This window comes from Planctomycetia bacterium (genome assembly GCA_015200345.1).
GTDB lineage: Bacteria > Planctomycetota > Phycisphaerae > UBA1845 > UTPLA1 > PLA3.
In genome coordinates this window covers 2,061,774-2,081,589 of record CP054187.1, presented here as the reverse complement: position 1 = coordinate 2,081,589, position 19,816 = coordinate 2,061,774, and the positions used below count along the sequence as shown (strand labels likewise).

Annotated in this window: 15 protein-coding genes; 3 read left to right on the top strand and 12 right to left on the bottom strand. The window is 64.4% G+C overall.

Annotated elements, in window-relative coordinates:
• Nucleotides 1–126 precede the first annotated feature (126 nt).
• The 5 genes from HRU71_08605 to HRU71_08585 form a co-directional block, all read right to left on the bottom strand.
• Nucleotides 127–1,905: a glycosyltransferase family 39 protein gene (locus HRU71_08605; GenBank protein ID QOJ03538.1), complete on the bottom strand. Its 1,779-nt coding sequence runs from the start codon at nt 1,903–1,905 to the stop codon at nt 127–129.
• 93 nt (nt 1,906–1,998) lie between these two features.
• Nucleotides 1,999–3,228: a redoxin domain-containing protein gene (locus tag HRU71_08600; GenBank protein QOJ03537.1), complete on the bottom strand. Its 1,230-nt coding sequence runs from the start codon at nt 3,226–3,228 to the stop codon at nt 1,999–2,001.
• Nucleotides 3,229–3,260: 32 nt separating this feature from the next.
• Nucleotides 3,261–4,373, bottom strand: coding sequence for a bifunctional diaminohydroxyphosphoribosylaminopyrimidine deaminase/5-amino-6-(5-phosphoribosylamino)uracil reductase RibD (ribD, locus tag HRU71_08595; protein ID QOJ03536.1), 1,113 nt, complete (start codon nt 4,371–4,373; stop codon nt 3,261–3,263).
• Nucleotides 4,374–4,470: 97 nt separating this feature from the next.
• Nucleotides 4,471–5,838, bottom strand: a complete 1,368-nt coding sequence (locus tag HRU71_08590) for a sigma-54-dependent Fis family transcriptional regulator (protein QOJ03535.1) — start codon at nt 5,836–5,838, stop codon at nt 4,471–4,473.
• Nucleotides 5,839–5,872: 34 nt separating this feature from the next.
• Nucleotides 5,873–6,121: a hypothetical protein gene (locus HRU71_08585; protein ID QOJ03534.1), complete on the bottom strand. Its 249-nt coding sequence runs from the start codon at nt 6,119–6,121 to the stop codon at nt 5,873–5,875.
• 172 nt (nt 6,122–6,293) lie between these two features.
• Here HRU71_08585 and HRU71_08580 point away from each other — a divergent pair, with 172 nt between their 5' ends.
• Together HRU71_08580 and HRU71_08575 are read left to right on the top strand one after the other, a co-directional pair.
• Nucleotides 6,294–7,496 (top strand): hydroxyacid dehydrogenase, encoded by a 1,203-nt coding sequence (locus HRU71_08580; protein QOJ03533.1) that lies wholly within the window; start codon nt 6,294–6,296, stop codon nt 7,494–7,496.
• Nucleotides 7,497–7,596: 100 nt separating this feature from the next.
• Nucleotides 7,597–9,198 (top strand): phosphoglycerate dehydrogenase, encoded by a 1,602-nt coding sequence (locus HRU71_08575; protein QOJ03532.1) that lies wholly within the window; start codon nt 7,597–7,599, stop codon nt 9,196–9,198.
• Nucleotides 9,199–9,335: 137 nt separating this feature from the next.
• Here the strand turns inward: HRU71_08575 and HRU71_08570 are convergent, their stop codons facing one another.
• The gene (locus HRU71_08570; protein QOJ03531.1) at nt 9,336–9,602 is read right to left on the bottom strand and encodes a hypothetical protein; all 267 of its coding nucleotides are present in this window, start codon (nt 9,600–9,602) and stop codon (nt 9,336–9,338) included.
• Between the two features lie 378 nt (nt 9,603–9,980).
• Here HRU71_08570 and HRU71_08565 point away from each other — a divergent pair, with 378 nt between their 5' ends.
• On the top strand, nt 9,981–11,657 hold the full coding sequence (locus HRU71_08565; protein QOJ03530.1) for a hypothetical protein: 1,677 nt from the start codon (nt 9,981–9,983) through the stop codon (nt 11,655–11,657).
• A 5-nt stretch (nt 11,658–11,662) separates the two neighbouring features.
• Here the strand turns inward: HRU71_08565 and pssA are convergent, their stop codons facing one another.
• The 6 genes from pssA to lysS form a co-directional block, all read right to left on the bottom strand.
• Entirely contained in the window at nt 11,663–12,667 is a 1,005-nt protein-coding gene (gene pssA, locus HRU71_08560) for a CDP-diacylglycerol--serine O-phosphatidyltransferase (protein QOJ03529.1), read from the bottom strand.
• A 49-nt stretch (nt 12,668–12,716) separates the two neighbouring features.
• Nucleotides 12,717–13,388, bottom strand: a complete 672-nt coding sequence (locus HRU71_08555) for a phosphatidylserine decarboxylase family protein (protein QOJ03528.1) — start codon at nt 13,386–13,388, stop codon at nt 12,717–12,719.
• Entirely contained in the window at nt 13,388–14,284 is an 897-nt protein-coding gene (gene ilvE / locus HRU71_08550) for a branched-chain-amino-acid transaminase (protein ID QOJ03527.1), read from the bottom strand. The genes HRU71_08555 and ilvE overlap by 1 nt, the downstream gene beginning before the upstream one ends.
• A 239-nt stretch (nt 14,285–14,523) precedes the next feature.
• Complete coding sequence (locus HRU71_08545) at nt 14,524–15,354, bottom strand: ABC transporter ATP-binding protein (protein ID QOJ03526.1); 831 nt, start codon at nt 15,352–15,354, stop codon at nt 14,524–14,526.
• 149 nt (nt 15,355–15,503) lie between these two features.
• Nucleotides 15,504–18,158: an FtsX-like permease family protein gene (locus tag HRU71_08540; protein QOJ03525.1), complete on the bottom strand. Its 2,655-nt coding sequence runs from the start codon at nt 18,156–18,158 to the stop codon at nt 15,504–15,506.
• 2 nt (nt 18,159–18,160) lie between these two features.
• On the bottom strand, nt 18,161–19,663 hold the full coding sequence (gene lysS, locus HRU71_08535) for a lysine--tRNA ligase (GenBank protein QOJ03524.1): 1,503 nt from the start codon (nt 19,661–19,663) through the stop codon (nt 18,161–18,163).
• Nucleotides 19,664–19,816: the final 153 nt, after the last annotated feature.

The window sequence follows — 19,816 nt, the reverse complement described above, 5'->3', positions numbered from 1 at the left end:
CCACCCGCTGGAACCCGCCCGCGCCGTGCGAGCCTCGGTCTCCACAATACTCTTTAACGAAACTCGGTCCTCAATCATTCCATTCGGCCTCGGGACAACTGAGATCGGCTTGTAACCAACTGTCATTCAATCAGTTATGGCTGACCGGCTCGCCCGCCATATCCCAAAGCAGTCCCCTTGGTCCGGCGAACCGGTCTGAAACGTCGCCAGAAGCGTCCCTGTTCCTGCCTCGTCGCAACGTGCGATGATCAATCCGATCGCCGTTCGCGGCACCTTGTCCCAGTGCTTGCGAAACAGCGCTGCCGCCTCGGCCGCGTCGCGGGGGTCCTTGGGGACAAAATAATAGCGACCGACCCGGACGACGTTGTCAAACCCTTTTACCCCCGGCACCGCGGCGAAGTCCATCCCACGCAGGGCATTCGGCGCGATCGGTTCGACCCACAGCGCATAAATATACGGTTGTACACATCGATTTGTGACCAGAACAAAATCGGCATCCTGCCCGTGCCGGGCGACAAAGGCCATCGCCCGATGCAGCGCCGCCTGATATCCGACTGCGCCGTCGCCCGTCAGCGCCCGGACGTAGCGCCGCGCGGCGTCTGCGCCATTCACAGTCAGCGCCAGCGCGGCGATCGTGCGCCACGCCGCGCGCCGGCGTCGAGCGAGCCGGTCCGCGGTGAATGGAACGCGCCGCCTTGTGAACACGGCAACGCCCATTGCGCACATCACCGGATACAGCAGCACGCCGCCCACCGATCGCAACGGGTGTGGATTCCAGTCGCCGCAGATCGCCGCAGGGACCGGATAAAGCAACAGCCAGGCGAACAGCAGCCGCGCCGTGCAATCGCGTCGCAGTTGAGCAACGATGCCCAGCAGCCCGGCCAGGGCCAGCGGCGCGGTGATCGGCAGGTGCCGCCCCACACCCGGCAACGAGACCCCGGTCACGTCATCACTGTGCCAGAAGAGCGAACGCGGCGAAAAATCGGATGCGAAGTTCAGAGTGAAATTGCGCAGCATCGGCCACCTGCCCGCAGCGGGATCAAGCAGTACGGTTTGCGCACGGGCCGCCAGTTGCTCGGGGTGCGTGATGGCCGTCATGCACAAGGGCGTGGTACCCGCGATCAGCCCGGCGAACCCCGCCATCACGATGACGCGTTGCGAGGGAGAGTCCAACATACGCTTGAGGGGGCGTCGGTAGAGGATCGCATACGCAGCGAGGAACAGCGGCGTAAAGAGCCGCGTCGCGGGATACACCCAGGCGTGACAGGCCAGTCCGAGGCCGGCAAAGGCCGCGGCGACCCATTGCTCCCGTCGTGACGCCGATGGGTTGATTGGCTTCGCCGATGATTCCGTGTCCGCCGGCCACAAGCCGGCGCGGTCCAGCCCGAGCAGCGCGAGAATGAGAAAGAACGGCGCAAAGCCTGCTTCGTGCGCCGTGCGCGACAGGCCGACGTGCCACGGATCAAGTGCCAGAATCGAGGCAGCAACCAGCGCCGGGCCGTCCCCCAGGCGCCGTCGAACGAGTGCGAACAGCATGGCGACCGTGCAGACCGACAGGATCGCCGTGGGCAGGCGTATTGCGGTCGGAGTAGGCCCGAGGATCGCCACGAAGGGCATCGTCAGGTACGTTGACAGGGCTGCGGTGTAATCGCCCGGCCCGAAGCTGCGAAGGAAGAAGGGCCACGCCGCACCGTGGCGGTCGGCCCCGGTTTCCAGCAGAGCCCATGCGTCGTAGCCGCGCGATGCTTCGTCCTGGTTGAGCGGCGGGGGCAAGCTGCCCAATCCGGCGCAGCGCACCACGGCCGCCCCGACAAGGATCAGCCAGAACGCGAGGTGAAGCGAACGACCGTACCGTGCGCGCGAGCCAGGATCGGGATGCGGTGAATCGGATTGCGGTATCTTCACGGGCCGCAAGTCTGGATCAGGACGCTCGCGGCCTCAAGGGGGATCGGGCGGTTCGCTCCCGCGATCGTGGTTTTCGCCGCGACCACGCAGGCGCTAGTTGGGAATGGCGCTTTCGATGATGGACTCGATCTTTTCTTCCTGCTGCGGACTGTAACCGCTGCCGCGGAAGAGAATTCGGCCGTCAGGGCCGATCACGACAAAAGTAGGAATTCCGCGCACGCCGTAAGCATTGGCCACGAATCCGTTGTCGATCAATTGCGGGTAGGTGTAGCCCTTGTCCCGGATGAACTGCACCGCGCGATCGGTGCCGCCGCGCTCCAGGCAGTTCACGCCGAAAATGCTCACGGGCTTTCCGGCGAACTTGTTGTGCAGTCGCTGCACGCCCGGCATGGCCATCCGGCACGGCCCGCACCAGGTCGCCCAGAAATCCAGCAGCACGACGCGCCCGCGCAGATCGGCCAGCCGCACGTCGCGCCCGTCCATCGACTTGAGCGTCCAATCCGGAGCGAGGGGACCGGTCGCGGTGCGGTCGGCGTGCTTGCCATTGGTCGATGTTTCGGGCGGCGGTGCGGGTCGCACGCGCGCTGCCGGCATCGGTTGTTCGTTGAAGCCTTCGGGAGGCTTGGGCGTGAAGACCTCATCGGAGATTGTCGGGTTGATTTGCATGGACGAGACGGAAAAAACACTCCCTTGTGACTGTCCGATGCCGGGCTGGTTGGACCGCCGCTCGATCCGTCGCAGGATGAAGTCCCGTTGCCCGAGAAAGAACACCGCAGACGCCTGCCCTCGCGGATCGTATTCAATCTTAACAACGTGGCAGGGCACTTGGCCTATTGTTTGCGACGGCTGCAGGTTCACGCGCGGCGCTTTCAATTCCTGCTCGTACGCGTCGGCGGAAAAATAGTGCTCCGGGAACACGGCCTGACGCTCAATAAAGTAGGATTGCGCCGCCGGAGCGAAGGAGAACTTCTTTTCGTTGTGATCGACCCAGTACACGGTTGCACCGTCGCAGGCATAGGCGAAGGCGGCTTGCCGTGGCTGGTGGGGTGATTGGGTCGTGCCCATGATGGAAATGCGGTGAGATGATGAACTTGAACCGCGCGTGGCAATGACCGTTGCATCGATGGCCGGCAAGCCCGTTTTATCTTGTGATTCGGGTACATACTTGGCGGAATAGCCGATCGACTTCAGGGATGCGGCGACCTGGGCGGCTTTGCGCAGAATCTCGGCCGCCTCGGGCGCGACCTGCCCCGAGGCGACGTTCGTGGCAACAAGCAGACTGCCCACCAGCGCCGCGGCAGCGCGTCGATGAATGGTTTGCATGGCGGTTGACCTTGTCCGGCGAACGGCGACCATCAGCCGCCGCGAAAGCTCATAATATAACACAAATCCTCGCCAATTGCCTCGATCCGCTCAACGCGGGGAGACAGCGCCCGGCGGACGGCCGGCACGGCGAACTCTCCCATCGGCCCGTGCGGTCCCTCGCCACCCAGCAATTTCGGCGAGACGAACACCCGCCCCTCGTCGACCAGCCCGGCCGACAGGAACGCTCCAAGCACCTTCGGGCCGCCTTCGACCATGACATTCGTCATGCTGCGGCGGCCCAGTTCCAACAGCACCCGCCGCAGGTCCAGCCGCCCGCCGCGAACCGGCACGCCGATTACCTCGCACCCTGCTCGCGACCACCGCGCGACTGCCGCGCGATCCCGTGCGCGCGCGGTGGATGTCACGATCAGCACCGGCGCACGCCGCGCGGTACGGACCAGCCGGCACCTCGGCGGCGTGCGCAGACGGCTGTCCAACACCACCCGCGTGGCCACGCGCCGCGGCCGGACATGCCGCGCCGTCAGGTCGGGGTCATCCGCGAGAACGGTCTCAATGCCCACCAGCACCGCATCGACGCGGGCGCGAATGGCATGGGCCGCCGCGCGGCTGGCCTCGCACGTGATCCACTTTGAATCGCCGCGGTGCGTAGCCAATCTCCCGTCCAAGGATTGCGCCCACTTGAGGATGACATACGGCGTGCGCCGGCGGATGAGTTTCGCAAACGGTGCGATGAGACGCTGCGCCTCTGCCTCCAGCAGGCCGATGCGCACGTCGATGTCGGCCGCTCGCAGCTTTTTCAATCCGCGGCCGCTGACGCGCGGGTTCGGATCGCACGTTGCCACGATGACGCGCTTCACGCCGGCGTCGATCAACGCGTCGGCACAGGGCGGCGTTTTGCCGAAATGACTGCACGGTTCAAGCGTGACGTACGCGGTCGCGCCGCGTGCCCTCTTGCCGGCCTGCCGCAGGGCGAAGACCTCGGCGTGCGGACCGCCGAATCGGCGGTGATATCCCTCGCCGACGATCCGCCCGCTTCGCACGATCACACAGCCGACCATCGGGTTCGGCTCGACGAATCCCTCGCCGCACCGTGCGAGTTCCAGGGCACGCTGCATGAGTTGTGCGTCACGTGGAGAGTGCATGCGATCGCTGTGAACCGTGAGAGAAAAGGCGGGCCATGCCCACCCTGCGCCAGCAAGAATTATTGTCGCGCGATTTCCGATGCGTCCGGGACGCATCCTACTGAATGCCGTATTCCTTTATTTTGCGATACAGCGTGCGTGCGCCGATGCCGAGTTGCTTCGCGGCTTTCTCGCGGTTGCCCTGGTTCGCGGCCAGTGCGTGCTGGATCGCCACGACTTCGAGCTCCTTTAACGTCGCGCTGAACGGCCGTGGGCGCACCGGTACGATGTCGGTCGTCGCGCTGATCGGCGGCGTCGCGGGCAGGTCCTTGACGTCGAGCGTATCACCCGATGAGAAGACGACCATCTGGTTGATCGCGTTGCGCAGCTCGCGCACGTTGCCGGGCCAGCGATAGTTCATCAGCAGGCGCAGGCACTCCGGCGTGATGTGTTTCACCTCTTTGCCGTGCAGTTCGTTGGCCTGCTCGATGAAATGGTGAATGAGCGGCGCGAGATCCTCCTTGCGATCGCGCAGCGGCAGCAGGTTGATGTCGGCCTGATTGATGCGGAAGAACAAATCTTCGCGGAACTCCTTCTTGTTCACGGCCTCCTTCAGGTCGCGGTTCGTCGCCGCCACGACGCGCACGTCCACCTTGATGGGCTTGCTCGAACCGACGCGCACGACCTCGCCGTTCTCCAGCACGCGCAGCAGCTTGCTCTGCATCGTCAGCGGCATGTCACCGATCTCGTCGAGAAAGATCGTGCCGCCGTCAGCCTCCTCAAACAACCCGCGCCGGTCGGTGAGCGCGTTGGTGAACGCGCCTTTGACGTGCCCGAACAGCTCGGATTCGAGAATGCCCTCGGAGATGCCGGCGCAGTTGACGGGAATCCACGGCTTGCGGCGGCGGTCGGAATTGTTGTGAATCGCACGAGCGATCAGCTCCTTGCCCGTGCCCGATTCGCCGTAGATCAGAACCGTGAGCTTGGTGTTGGCCAGCCGGCGCACGCGATCGAGCACGCCGCGCATCGCGCTGCTCGCCGCGATGATGCCCTCAAACGAACAGGCCTGGCCCAACTGCTCGCGGAGCATGAAGTTCTCGCGCAGGGTCATGGCCTTGCGCGCCGCGCGCTGCACCGCATCGCGCAACCGCTCGAGGTCCAGCGGCTTGGGCAGGTAATCAAACGCCCCGGCTTCCACGAGCGCGTCACGCACCAGCCGTTCGTCGCCGTGCGCGGTGATGAGAATGCCCTGCGTCCACGTGCTGACCGATTTCGCCGCGTACAGCACCTCCAATCCGTTCACTTTTCCGCCCAGGCGGTAGTCGGTAATGACCACGTGCGGCGGGCGCGCGCGCATCGACGACACGGCCTCGTCGCCCGACTCGACCAGATGACAGACGTGCCCTGCACGCTCGAGGCCCTCCTTGATGGCCTCACCATGCGAGCGCTCGTCTTCCACAATGAGAATAAAAGCCGTATCCGACACGCGATCTTTCGTGCCTCGAAGGGATTCCCGTCGATTAACTCGCGCGACCCGGCTCTCCGGGCGACGACGCCTTCAGCCGGCGGACCGTTGTCAACTGCGACGCGTCAAAGTCGTGCGTCTCGCCGTCGGGCGTCATGATTTCACCCGCCTGGCTGCCGGCCTCCAGCGCCAGCGCTTCGGGATGACGAATCTCAAACCGGCGACCGCCCTTCAGCACGACCTCGATCGGCTGGAACGGGCGAGCGCCCAGCGCGTCTTCCAGTGCTTCCCGCAATGGCTTCATTTCAACCCTTCCATGCGACGCGGTCACGCCGTGGTTCGGCCGCGATGCCTCGCTCCGGTTTATTATACGATCCAATCGCTCGGTTGTGCGACTTCGTGCCGCGCGGCACAATGAACCCCGTTTTCACGCGACAAAGCGTCGCGGGGCACTGCACGACGCCACGGGGTTCACCATGCGGCTGCTGATTGCAGAAAAGTTTCCCGAAGACAAGCTGGCGGCCTTTCGCGAGCTGGGTCTGCAAACCACCTACCAGCCCGATCTGACGCTGGAGCAACTGACCCGGGCCGTCGCCGATGCGGACATCCTCGTGGTGCGCGGCCGGGAAGTGCCGGCCGAGGTGATCGACGCCGGAAAGCATCTCGCACTGATCATCCGCGCGGGCGCGGGCGTGAACACGATCGACGTGGCCGCCGCCAGCCGCCGGGGGATTTTCGTCGCGAACTGCCCCGGCAAGAACGCAGTCGCCGTCGCGGAGCTGACGATGGGCCTGCTGCTGGCGATTGATCGGCGCATCCCGCAGAACACGGCCGATCTGCGGGCGCACCAGTGGAACAAGAAGGAGTATTCGAAGGCCGACGGGTTGAAAGGCAAGGTTTTCGGCATCGTCGGCATGGGACAGATCGGCGAGGCCGTCGCGCGGCGGGCCAGGGCGTTCGAGATGCCGGTCATTGCATGGTCGCGTTCGCTGACGCCGTTGCGCGCGGAGGAATTGGGTATCGGCCGGTGCGAAACCGTGCGCGAATTGTGCCAGAAGGCCGACGTGGTGTCGGTGCATCTGGCGCAGACCGCGGAGACGAAAAAACTGTTCAACGCCGAGATGTTCGCGGCGATGAAGCCTGGCGCGATCTTTCTCAACACGTCGCGTGGCGGCGTGGTGGATCAAAAAGCGCTGATCGACGCGATGAAGACGCGCGGTCTTCGCGCCGGCCTGGATGTCTTCGACCCCGAGCCGGCCGGCGGAAAGGAAGCCTTCGCCGATGAGATTCTCGACCTGCCCGGGCTGGTCGGCACGCACCACATCGGCGCATCGACCGAGCAGGCGCAAAGCGCCATCGCCGATGAGGCCGTTCGCATCGTGAAGTGTTTCATGACTACGGGCGAAGCGCCGAACTGCGTGAACATCGAGCCGAACCCGCCGGTGAAGTGCCACCTCGTCGTGCGGCACTACGACAAGGTCGGCGTGCTGGCGGCTGTGCTGGACAAGCTGCGCCGGGCGAACATCAACGTCGAAGGGATGAACAACACGGTCTTTCAGGGGGCCAAGGCCGCCGTGGCGACGATCCAGTTGGGCGACAAGCCCACGGCGGAACTGGTGGCCGAGATCGCCGCGATGCACGATATGGTCATCAAGGTCGAAGCAAAGAACGTCGATTAGGGACGCGTCGAACCAATCGAAGTACGACGGCGTGATGCGTCATTCAATAAGCCGATCGCGCGAGCAATCGGATCGGTTCAAGGCGTAAGGCTTGCAGCTCATGGCGGATTTGAAAGTACTCGTCGCCGACAAGATCGCCGAAGAAGGCCTCGCCCGCCTGCGCGCCACGCAGGGTCTTTTGGTCGACGTGCGCACCGGACTGTCGCCGGCCGATCTTGCGGCGATCGTCGGCGATTACGACGGTCTCATCATTCGCTCGGGTGTGAAAGTCACCGCCGAGGTGTTCGCCAAACCCGGTCGGCTGCGCGTCATCGCGCGTGCCGGAGTCGGTGTCGACAACGTCGACGTGCCCGCGGCGACGGCGGCCGGCGTGCTCGTGATGAACACGCCCGACGCCAACACGATCTCCACGGCCGAGCACACGATGGCGATGCTGCTCGCGTTGATGCACCGCATCCCGGATGCGCACGCGCACGTGCGCAATGGCGCGTGGGATCGGGCGGCCTTCGTCGGGCGGCAACTGGCCGGCAAGACGCTCGGCATCGTCGGTTTGGGTCGCGTGGGCCGGGCGGTGGCCGAGCGGGCGCTGGCGTTCGGAATGGACGTGTGGGCGTTTGACCCGTTTGTCAGCGGCGAGACGGCGCTGGACGGCGCGGTGCGGATCGCGCCGAGCCTGGACGATCTGCTCGGTCGCGTCGATTGTCTGACGCTGCACGCCGCGCTCACGGGCGACAACAAACATCTGATCGGCGCGGCGCAGCTCGCCCGAATGAAACCGTCGGCCGTGCTGGTCAACTGTGCCCGCGGCGCGCTGGTGGACGAGTCCGCGCTGGCCGACGCATTGAACAGCGGCCGGCTTGCAGGGGCCGCGATCGACGTCTTCGCCAACGAGCCGCCGGTCGGCAGCCCGCTGCCAGGCGCGAAGAACATTGTTCTCACGCCGCACTTGGGCGCATCTACCGCCGAAGCACAAACCGCCGTGTCCACCGACGCGGTCGATGAACTGCTCGATTACCTGCTGCACGGGCGCATCCGCGGGGCGGTGAACGTCGCCGGTTTGCCGGCCAATCTGACCGACCGCGACCGGGCGTATCTCGATCTGACCGCGCGGATGGCCGCCGTGCTGGCGCCGTTCTGCGCCGACGGCGTGGATCGTGTCTTACTTGCGACACATGGCGAGCAGCATCTCACCGCGTTGTGTCCGACGCTCGCGTTACAGGCCCTCGCCGAACTGATGAGTCCGCACATCGAGGGGCGGCTGAACCTCGTGAACGCCGCCGCCTTCGCCCGGCAGCGCGGCATCGACGTGCAGAACGCGGCACACTCCGCCCAGCGGGATTACCTCGAAACCGTCACCATCGAGATCGAGCGGCGCGGCGCGAAGCACGCCGTCGAAGGGGCCGTGTTCGTCGACGGTCGCCCGCGCATCCTCGCCATCGACGGCTATCGCATGGAAATGGTGCCCGAGGGGCCGCTCGTCCTGATCTTCAACGATGATCGGCCCGGCGTGATCGGCGTGGTGGGGACGCTCTTCGGCGATCGGCAGATCAACATCGCGGACATGTTCCTGTCACGCCGCGATCGAACGGCGCTGATGGTTCTGCGGCTCGATGCCCAGCCGCCGGCGCACGTGCTCGATGCGCTGCGCGCCCATGCGGCAATTGTGTCGGTTCAGACCGTCGCGCTCCCGCCGCTGCGATGATCTCCGTTGACGATTCACATGCCGAACCTCGATCGTTACCGCGCTGTGCTCCGCGCGCGGAAGCCGTCGGATCGCCATCCGTCGGCTTCAATGCGCATTGAGCTTTTTGAATGAACGAATGCGGTGGATGAGCGGATTCACTGATTGCCTGATTGTTCTTCCAGCATCTTGCGCAGATACGCGTTCTCGCGCCGCGTCGCCTCCAGATCGAAGAGCAAGTACTTGATCGACAGCCGCAGGTAATCGATCGAATCCTGAAGGCTGCTCACGGTCTTGCGCAGCTTCTCGTGTCGCTCCTTGGTCTGCTCGGCCAGCGCCGTGAACTTTGACTTCTCCGACTCCGGCAGATTCCCGATCTCCTGCACCAGTTCGGCCAGCTTCTTCTGGAATGAATTTTCGTCCACGGCCTCTCTCCTCCCCCTCGCCTCGCGGCGAATCCCTCTCCGGGCGACCCCGCTTCGCCCGTCTCTTGACCGCCGAGCGTTGGAGCAACCAGTGTGCCGGGCCGCGATCGGTCTGGGGTCGTGCTCGGGGGGCGAGAATTCCGACCCGGAGGCTTCACGAGTCGGCACAGGTCCGATTTGACATCCCACGCCGGCGTCCGCGCGTTGACCGTCAACAACATGACGCTTCCCAAATGCAACGTGCCAAGTGCGTCGAGGCGGCATTTGTCTTCTGATGCATCGCGCCCGACGATGTCGCCCATGAACGCGGCCCCTGCTGCAACAGCATGGCAAAGCTCATCACACAACCGCGACCACGCGGAGCCGAACCGGCCTCGGATGACGCTCGCCCTGGGCATCGCCGTCGCACTGGTGACCGTCGCGGCGTTCTGGGACTGTGCGAACAACGACTTCGTCAACTGGGACGATGATCGCAACTTCGTCCAGAACGAAGCCTATCGCGGCGTCGGACTTGAGCCGCTTCGCTGGGCGTGGCGAACCTATCACCTCGGTGTCTGGCAGCCGGCCGCGTGGATGCTGCTCGGCGCGGAGTACAAATGGTTCGGCCTGGACCCGCGCGGCTATCACCTGGTCAGCATCGTCCTGCATGGCGTGACGTGCGCCGTGCTGTATGGCGTGATGTTCGCCTTGCTGCGCGCGCACGGGCCGCGCGACGCGACGGTGGATCGACTTCGCGTTGCGGCGGCCGTCGCAACGCTGGCGTTCGCGGTGCATCCGCTGCGCGTGGAAGCAGTCGCATGGGCATCGTGTCAACCGTATCTCCCGGCGGCGCTATTTTTTCTACTGGCGATCGGAGCGTATCTGCGCGCCTGGCGGCTGGCGGCGCACGGGCGGCGCAACACGTGGCTCACGGTGTGCTTCGCCTGTTACGTCGTGGCGGTGTTGTTCAAGGCCGTCGCGGTGTCGTTTCCGGCCGTGCTGCTGATACTCGACTGGTTGTTCATCCGTTGCACGACGGAACAGAATGCGAGTGAGCCGTCGCGGCGAATATCACGCCCTGTTCTGGTGATGGAGAAGGTGCCGTTCGTCATCATTGCCGTTGTCGTGTCCATCTACGCCGCGCAGGCCAAGGATTTCAACGAATCGCGCGCGCCGCTGGCGGAGTTCAACGCCTTGGCGCGAATCGCCAACGCATCGTATGCATATGCCGCAGGGGTAATTCAAACGATCCTGCCCAAGCGCCTGACGCCGTACGTCCGCCTTCCCGCGAACCTCTCCATCATTCGGATGCCCTATGCGGCGTGCGCGGTGACCGTGTTGCTTGTTACGTATTGGTGCATTCGATCTCTCCGCCGCGGGCCGCAATGTCTCGCGGCTTGGCTGGCATACCTCATCATCCTGCTGCCCAACGCCGGGTTGATTCAGATCAGCCAGCAACTGACGGCCGACCGTTACACTTACCTGGCGACGATGCCGTTGATTGTCCTGCTCGCCGCGGGGCTGGCGAGCCTGTCTCGCAATTCAAGGACGATGTGGTGGAGCGGATTGGTCGCGGTGCTTGCCGCCTGTGCGGTGCTATGGCCGATCACGCGGAAGCAGTCGGCAATCTGGCGCGATGGGGTGGCACTCTGGTCGCGCGCAGTGGAACTGGACCCCGAATGCGCCGTGGCGCAGTGCAATCTCGGCGAAGCGCAGTTGCAGGCGTCGAAGCACGGTGCGGCCGAGCTGGCGTTGCGTCGCGCGATCGAGATCGATCCGACCCTGTCCTTCGCGTGGTCAAATCTCGGTGTGGTTCAGTTCGCGCGCGGTGATACCGTGACGGCGGTTGAGTCATTGGAACGCGCGCTGGCCGCCTCGCCGTCGCTGACCGGTCTGGACAGAGCGCGAACGCACGCGGCGCTCGGTGCGGCGTACGCGGGCTTGCGAAAGGACGATCTTGCGTGGAAGCACACGCTCCTCGCGCGCGAGATGGGTTTTGCGCCGGCGCAGAAGATGATCGATTATCTATCGCAGTTTTCGAAACCGCCGACCACGTCCAACCGCGCGATGGATTGAACGCATCACCCCGCGTGGCGAGCCGAGTCCTCAAACTCATCGCGTGAGTCGTCGTTTTCGGCCGGCACGACCGAATCCGTCGCGGCCGGTGCGGTCTGCGTCGACGCCGCAGTCGCATCGGTTGTGAATCGCCGCCAGGCGGCAGCGATCGGCCCGCTCAAGGCATATGCCGCAGTTGTCAGTGCGAGCGTGAATTGAGGCTGCACGACGAAACCGATCAGCAGCACGATCACCAGCGCCACGACCTGTCGGAAGGGTCTGCGCCCGCGCAAGACGGCATTCACGATGTGCGGATAGCGGAACCGGCTGACCATGAGCAGGCCCAGCAGCATCGCGAACGGCGGCATCAGCAGCGCCAGGGCCTGCGACGCCCAAAGCGGCGCGAACTCGCGCAGGTCGCGCAGCGTGTCCTGATGAAAAATCACCAGTCCGACGATCGCGCCGGCCGCTCCGGGCGACGGCAGCCCGCGGAAGCCCATGTGCGCGGATTCATCCTGCACGTTCTCCACGTTGAAGCGAGCCAGGCGCAGCGCGGCGCAACAGACAAACACCGCTGCCATGACCCACTCGGCCCGCCAGTAAATCAGTTGCAATCGCGACAATTCCGAAATTTGTCCCGGATGGGCGATGGTGATGACCAGCATCGCCGGTGCGACGCCGAAGCTCACCACGTCGGCGAGGCTGTCCAGCTGCGCGCCGAATTCGCTCGTCTTGCGCGTGAAGCGCGCAAGGCGGCCGTCGATCCCGTCAAAGAACATCGACAGGACGATCAAATACGCTCCGATCGACAGAAACGTGGGGAAGACGCGCTCAAGCCGCTCGCTCCCCATGGCGAGGATCTCGCGATCGCCGCCGGCCGCGTGGATCGACAGCAGACACATGTAGATCGCACCGACGCCACAGATGAGATTGCCCAGCGTCGCCAGCGACGGCAACACGGCCACGGTCTTGAGCGCGCGCTCCCGCCGACGGGCGCGCTTCTGTTCGGGGCCGAGCTTGACGATGCGCATGATACGATGCTTCTCAAGGAGCCGATTGCGTAAGCAATCGAACCGATGCTTACCCGCGCCGCCGCAGGATTATATCGCTGCCGCCGCGCACCGAATCGTTGACTTTGACGGCCAGCTCCAGGCCTCGATCCGCCGGCACGATCACATCGGTTCGCGAGCCGAATTTGATCAATCCGTAGCGATGCCCGCGCGTCACGTGATCGCCCGCGGCCGCGTGGCAGATGATCCGCCGCGCGATCAGCCCCGCGATCTGGCGCACGATTACCGGGCCTGGCGTGCCGTCGTCGGGGGCGATCACGGTTGTGCACGATTCGTTTCGCACGCCGCATTCGGGATGCCGCGCATCGAGAAACTCCCCCGGCTTGTGCGTCACCGATTCGATGCGCCCGCCGCAGGGCATGCGATTCACGTGAACGTTGAACACCGAGAGGAAAATGCTGATCTTCAAAACCGGACCGTCGAACCCGTCATACCGCTCGAGGCGTGTCGATTCGGTGACACGGCCGTCTGCCGGCGAAACCAGTACACCCGGCTCCGAGGGAATCGCACGCCGCGGGTCGCGAAAGAAGGCCAGCACAAAGACCCACACCGCCAACAGCGGCGCGAGCAGCAGATACCAGGGATGGCCCGTGACGGCGAGATAGACGCCCGCCGCCCCGGGTACGCCACAGAACAAAGTCGCCAGGGCGATTTCGCGGAACCCTTCGCGTGCGATCGGCACTATAGCAATTCCTCGCCGCTCTGGATGTGCGCGCGGAAGTCGGCGATGAGCTGCTTTGTGATCGGCCCGGGCGTTCCGTCGCCGACCGGTCGCTTGTCGATCTCGTTGATCGGGCAGACCTCGGCGCCGGTGCCGGTGATGAACATCTCATCGGCGTAATACAAATCGGTCCGCGTCAGCGTCGTCTCCTCGACCGCGATCCCGCGCTTCTGGGCGAAGGCCATCACCAGCCGCCGGGTCACCCCGCCGAGCAGACCGCAGTGCGGCGCGGGCGTGCGCAGCTTGCCGCGGGTCACGATGAAAATGTTGTCGCCCGTGCATTCGGCGACGTAGCCCTCGTGATTGAGCATGACGGCTTCGAGGCAGCCCGCGTCGATCGCCTCGATCTTCGCCAGAATATTGTTCAGATAGTTCAGGCTCTTGATCTGCGGCGAAAGGGCCTGCGGGTGGTTGCGGATCGTCGCCGCGGTGACAATCTTCAGGCCCTTGTCGTACAACTCGGGCGGGTACATTTGAATCTTGTCGACAATGATGAACGCCTCGCCCTGGACCGTCCGGAACGGATGAATTCCCAGCGTGCCCGCCCCGCGCAGGCCGACCAGCCGGATGTACCCATCCTTGCAGTTGTTCGCCTTGATCGTCGCCTTCATCGCGTCGACGAGTTGATCGGAAGTCCACGGCAATGACAGGCGGATTGCCTTCAGGCTGGCGTCCCAGCGCTGCATGTGCGCACGGCATTCGAAGATCTTCCCGTTGTAAACGCGGATGCCCTCGAACACGCCGTCGCCATATAACAGACCGTGCGAGAAGACGCTGATGCGCGCTTCGGCCGTCGGCACCAGCTCGCCGTTCAGCCAGATCTTGAGATTCGGGTTTGGCGTATAGTCTTCGGCCATCGTGGCGCCTCCCTTGGGTCGGACGTGATCGATTCTGGCTACGCGCCTTGAACTTTCCAAAACGCTCATGGTACCCGCCTCGCTTTCTTTCGTCTTGATCGCACGGGCGATCAGGTTCCTGCGGATGAACAACGTGCGACAGGATCTCGAACGGCGAGCAAGCTCACCGGCTAGTTGGCCAATTCAACTGATCCGGCTGCAAACGACTGGTCTCGCACAACGGGCCACAGAACACCGATTTATTCTACCCGACCGTCGACCAAATGCACCACCTCGTCGGCCGAGCGGGCCAGGTCCCGGTCGTGGGTCACCATCACCAGCGTTTGGCCTCCCCGATTCAACTCGCGGAGCAGGTCCAGAATCTCTCGGCCCGTCTTGGCGTCCAGATTCCCCGTCGGCTCGTCCGCAAACAACACCGCCGGCTCGTTCATCAGCGCGCGACAAATCGCCACGCGCTGCCGCTCGCCGCCGGACAACTCATTCGGACGATGCCGCAACCGTGCCTTCAGGCCGACGCGCTCCAGGAGCGTACGCGCCCGCGTCTCGGCCCCGCACCGATCCGCCAGCCAGTGACTGATCGGCCGGCCGACCATCGCCGGCAGCAGGACATTCTCCAGCACGTCGCATTCCGGAAGCAGGTGATAAAACTGAAACACGAATCCGAACGCCGTGTTCAGCCAATGGTCCCGCTGCTGCTCCAGGAAGCGGTGCGGCTGCCCCAGCATCGCCCCATGCGAAGTCGAACCAGCCGCCGCCCCAGCCCTTACGCCGCCGCCACGGGCTGGTTCGACCGCCGTCGCGAAACCTTCCTCGCGGCCCTTCGGAATCTTCCGCAGGCTCTCCGGCTCAAACAGCGGCTGCCGCCGAAAGTACACCTGCCCGCGCTGCGGGACATCCAGCCCGCTCATCACGTGCAGCAGGGTGCTCTTGCCGCTGCCACTACTTCCGGTAATCACGACAAACCGGCCGGCCGCAATACGCACATCCACCCCGCGCAGGACCGGCAACTCCGTTCGCCCAAGCCGATAGGTCTTGTGAACGCCCTCGCAGCGGAGGATGGGGTCAGCCATGGCCAGGTCTCCGAAGCGTCCATTCCTTGATTCTGACAAATTGCGAATAGCCAATGGCGAATAGCGAAAAAAAGCGGCGAGCCGCGAGCGTGCCGCCACACCGGGTGTCAGCGGGCGTGCCGCGTTCGCCTTTCGCAATTTGCCGTTCGCTATTCATAGCGCAGCGTCTCCACCGGCCAGGTTCGTCCGGCCCGCACCGCCGGGAACAGCGCCCCCAGCACGGACGACACGATGGACAAAATGCCGATCCCGATGACTTCCGACCATTTCCACGCGCTGGGAATCTTGTCGAACGAGTACGTCTCTGGGCTCCACACGCGCCATTCGGGGTTCAATCGCGCCAGCCAGTCCTGAATCTCGTTGATGTGATCGATGAAGGAAATCCCCAGAATCGAACCGAGGATGCACCCGACCAGCCCGATGGCCGCGCCGTACGCCAGGAACACCGCCGACACGCCCGCGGCGCTGCCGCCGAGGCTCTTGATGATGCCGATGTCGCGCGTCTTCTCCTGAACGATCATGTAAAAGATGCACAGAATCAGAAACACCGCGACCATGCTGATGACGCCGAACATGATCAGCACGAGGAATTTTTCCTTCTCAATTGCCGAGATGTACGTCGCCTGCATCTCCTCCCAGGTCTGTATGCCGACATTTGTCAGCATCGCCACTTCCATCGCATCGGGCTGAAGCGTGTCGAGATACTTCAGCCATTCCGATTCGATCAGCGCCTTGTATTGCCCCAGCGTTTGCCGGTCGCGGCTGAACGGCTCATCCAGATTGATCAGGATCTGGCTGCACCGCGCCGACGCCGTCGTGCCATCCGATCGCTTCTGCGGCTCCATCGAGAGCAGCCGCTGCAATTCATCGAAATCGACGTACACGTTTTGCGAGTCGATCTCGTGAATGCCTGTGCGCGAGTCGTCGACGTAACGAAACACCGCCTTGGGGGGCGGCTCGGTGCTGATGTCACCGCTGCGCGTCAGCGGCACGATCGTCAGCATGACGCGCTCGCCCCGCGGCAGATTCGGCGACCGCTGATAGTCGCCCGTCGGCAGCCGCCGCGCCACGATCGACCGCCCGATGATGATGCCCGGCCACTGGGCGCCTTCGACGACCGGCTTCTCCTTCGGCCCGGCGAACACGCCGGGACCGGGGAAGAGATCGCCCGGCCGGCGCGTGTATCGTTGCGTCTCGTCGCGCCGTGCCATGGGCGGAAGGCTCGCGAGATAGGCGTTCCATCGGGCATCCATGTCGCCGGGCAGCGCCGCCACGCCGGACTCGTCGAATCCGTAAAACGGTTGCCCCTGTTTGCCCAGCGTCGTACCGCCGAAGCGCGTGTGGTAGAACAGGTCGCTCCCGAATTGCGTGACGCGCACGTATTCATCGAGACGAATACCGAGGATGCCCACGTTCCGCGCGCTCTTGCTCGCGGGGAATTGCAGAATCCCCACCGTGCGCACCAGCGGCGTCGCCTGCACGACGATCGGCTTGCCCGTTTTCGGATCGATCAGCTTGCTGATGCGCTCAATGAAGCCCTGGTAGTACGGAAATCCCTGAAGGCTGCCGTCCATCACCAGATCGCCGAGCAGGCCGTGCGCCTTCTCGCGAATGCTGTCGACAAAACCGCCCATCACGCTGATGACGATGATCATCATCGCGACGCACAGCGTCACCGCACCGACGGAAAAGAACGCGATCCGCTTGCGCTGCAACAACCGCGCCGCCAGAAACGCAACATAAAATCGCGGCCAACCCAGAAACGGACTCACCCGCCACGACAGCCACCAGATCAACGCCGCCACGCCGATCAGCACCAGCCACAGCGCCGCGTTGAAGTAGTACCACTCCAGGCGCACGAACGATTGGCAATCCAGCCCCAGCCACCACGCCGGGCTGAACACGCGAAACGAAAGGGGAGGGATTGACGAATCACCAAAGTAGAACCGGTGATACAGCGTCGTGGGTTCCCACGTCAGCAGCGAGTAGATCGCACAGGCTGCCGCTCCCACGCGCAGCGCATACAGGCACCAGCGCGACCATCTCCGCCGCGCCACGCCGAACAACCCGGGCCAGCGAATCAGCAGCATCCAGGCAAAGAGCATCGCTCCCAGCAACAACAGGCTGTGATCCTGCCCATCGCTCGACATTTCTCCGGGGATGAAATACCACGCCATCCCCGTCAGCCGTTTCTGCACGGTCTGCGTCAGTGCGCTGAACGGCGCCTGATCATCTTCCAAATCTGCCAGCAGGTAGCGCCATTCCCAATGCGCAGCCGATTGGTGCTCTTTCAAATGCGCGATCAATTCACGCCGCTTCGCCTGCATCGATTCCGGCATCTGTCGCAGCATCCGCCCGCGCGATGCGTGTTCGATCAACAACTCGCGCCCCTGTATCGGCCGCCCGATCAACGATCCGCCCCATGCCGCGTTCATGCACGCGATGGTTGTCCACAACGCAACCACGAACCAAACAAACCCAGCCGCCACCGCGCTGCCGCGCCTCGAAGCCCCGGCTTGCCACCGGCCCAGCGCCGCCAGCGCCTTCACCATCCAGCGGATCAGGCCCAGCACCATCAGCGCGATGGCAACCAGCGGCGCCGCGATCAACACCGGCACCGTCAGCAGCGCCATCGCGCCGCGCGACAGCGCAATCGGCCGGCCCAGCAGCGGAGCCAGTGCCGCTTCGATGACAATGTAGAACGCTCCCGCGATGAGATTGGCGCCAACCAGAAAGAGAAGATAGACCGGGACCGTAATGGGCGCGAACAGGATGAACAGTATCAGCGCAAGTCGCGAGGGCACGGCTATTCCTTGCCCGAGATTCGCATGTCAGCCGATGCCGACGCGCCGCCCGCGGGCCGTTGAAGCGGAAACAGGATCACATCCCGGATGCTCGCCGCGCCGGTCATCACCATCACCAGCCGGTCAATGCCGACGCCCAGCCCGCCGGCCGGTGGCATGCCGTACTCTAGCGCCGTGATAAAATCATCATCCATCACGCGCATGGTCTCGTCGCCCTCGCCCTTGACCTGCGCCGAGAGCGTCTCGCGCTGCACGGCCGGATCGTTTAACTCGGTGTAGGCGTTGGCCAGTTCCATGCCGGCGACGTAGGCCTCGAAGCGCAGCGCGAGGCCGGGGTCGTCCTTCTTTCGGCGCGTCAGCGGGCACAGGGCCGCCGGGTACTCGGTGACGAACAGCGGGCCGATCAGCTTTTCCTCGACCGTTGCCTCGAACAGCTTGTTGGCGAGGATCGCGTCGTCCATTCCCGGCGCTTCGATGCCGATCTGCGCCGCGCGCTTCCGAACCGCCGCCGCGTCACGACCATCGACGCCGGCGTGCTCGGCCAGCAGATCGTAATACCTCCGCCGCGGCCAGGGCGGCGTGAAATCCACCTCGTGCCCGCGAAATTGACGCTTGTAGTTTCCTCCCGTTGCCACGATCGACGCCGCGCACAACCCCTCGACGATCTCCATCATATCGGACAAGTCGCCGTAGGCCTGGTAACACTCCATCATCGTGAACTCGGGGTTGTGCTGCGTGCTGATCCCCTCGTTGCGGAAGTTGCGGTTGATCTCAAACACCCGCTCCATGCCGCCGACGAGAAGCCGCTTCAAGTACAGCTCCGGACTGATCCGCAGGTACAGGTCCATGTCCAGCGTGTTGTGATGCGTCGTGAACGGCCGCGCCGCCGCCCCGCCGTAGATCGGCTGCAACATCGGCGTCTCCACTTCCAGAAAGCCGCGGCCGCGCAGAAAATCGCGCACGGCGTCGATGATCCGGCACCGCGCCTTGAACGTCGCCATCACCTCGGGGTTGGAGAACAAATCTACGTAGCGCTGACGATAGCGCTGATCGGTGTCGGTCAGGCCGTGCCATTTTTCCGGCGGCGGTCGCAGCGCCTTGCACAGCAGCGTCAACGAATCGGCCCACACGGTCACCTCGCCCGTCTTCGTTCGGCCGGGCGAGCCGTCCACGCCGAGGATATCGCCCAGGTCCAGCAGCGCGACGCCCTCCCATGCGGCGTCGCCCACGGTCGCCTTCGAAATTCCGATCTGCACGTCGCCCGTCGAGTCTCGCAACGTCAGGAACGCCAGCTTGCCCATCACGCGCCGCAGCGCGATGCGGCCCGCCGTGCGCAGCTTGCTCCCCGGATCGGTTTGACCAGCCTCCAGCTTCGCCGCCTCGACGCGCGACCGGACATCGGCCGCGCTGATCACGCCCTCAAAGCGCGCGCCATAGGGGTCCACGCCGCGCTCGATGTGCTGATGCAGTTTCTTCAGACGGTCTTCGTAGTATTGATCGCTCATGGACGAATAAGGACGATGACGGTTCCGGGTTGCCGCGCCGGGCCGAATGCTATTCGCAGGACAGATAGCCTTCAACCCTGCCGCGCGGGTCGCCCGCGCCCACGGCGGGATTCGAGAAAAAGAAAACGCCCGCGACGTGCATACGACGCCGCG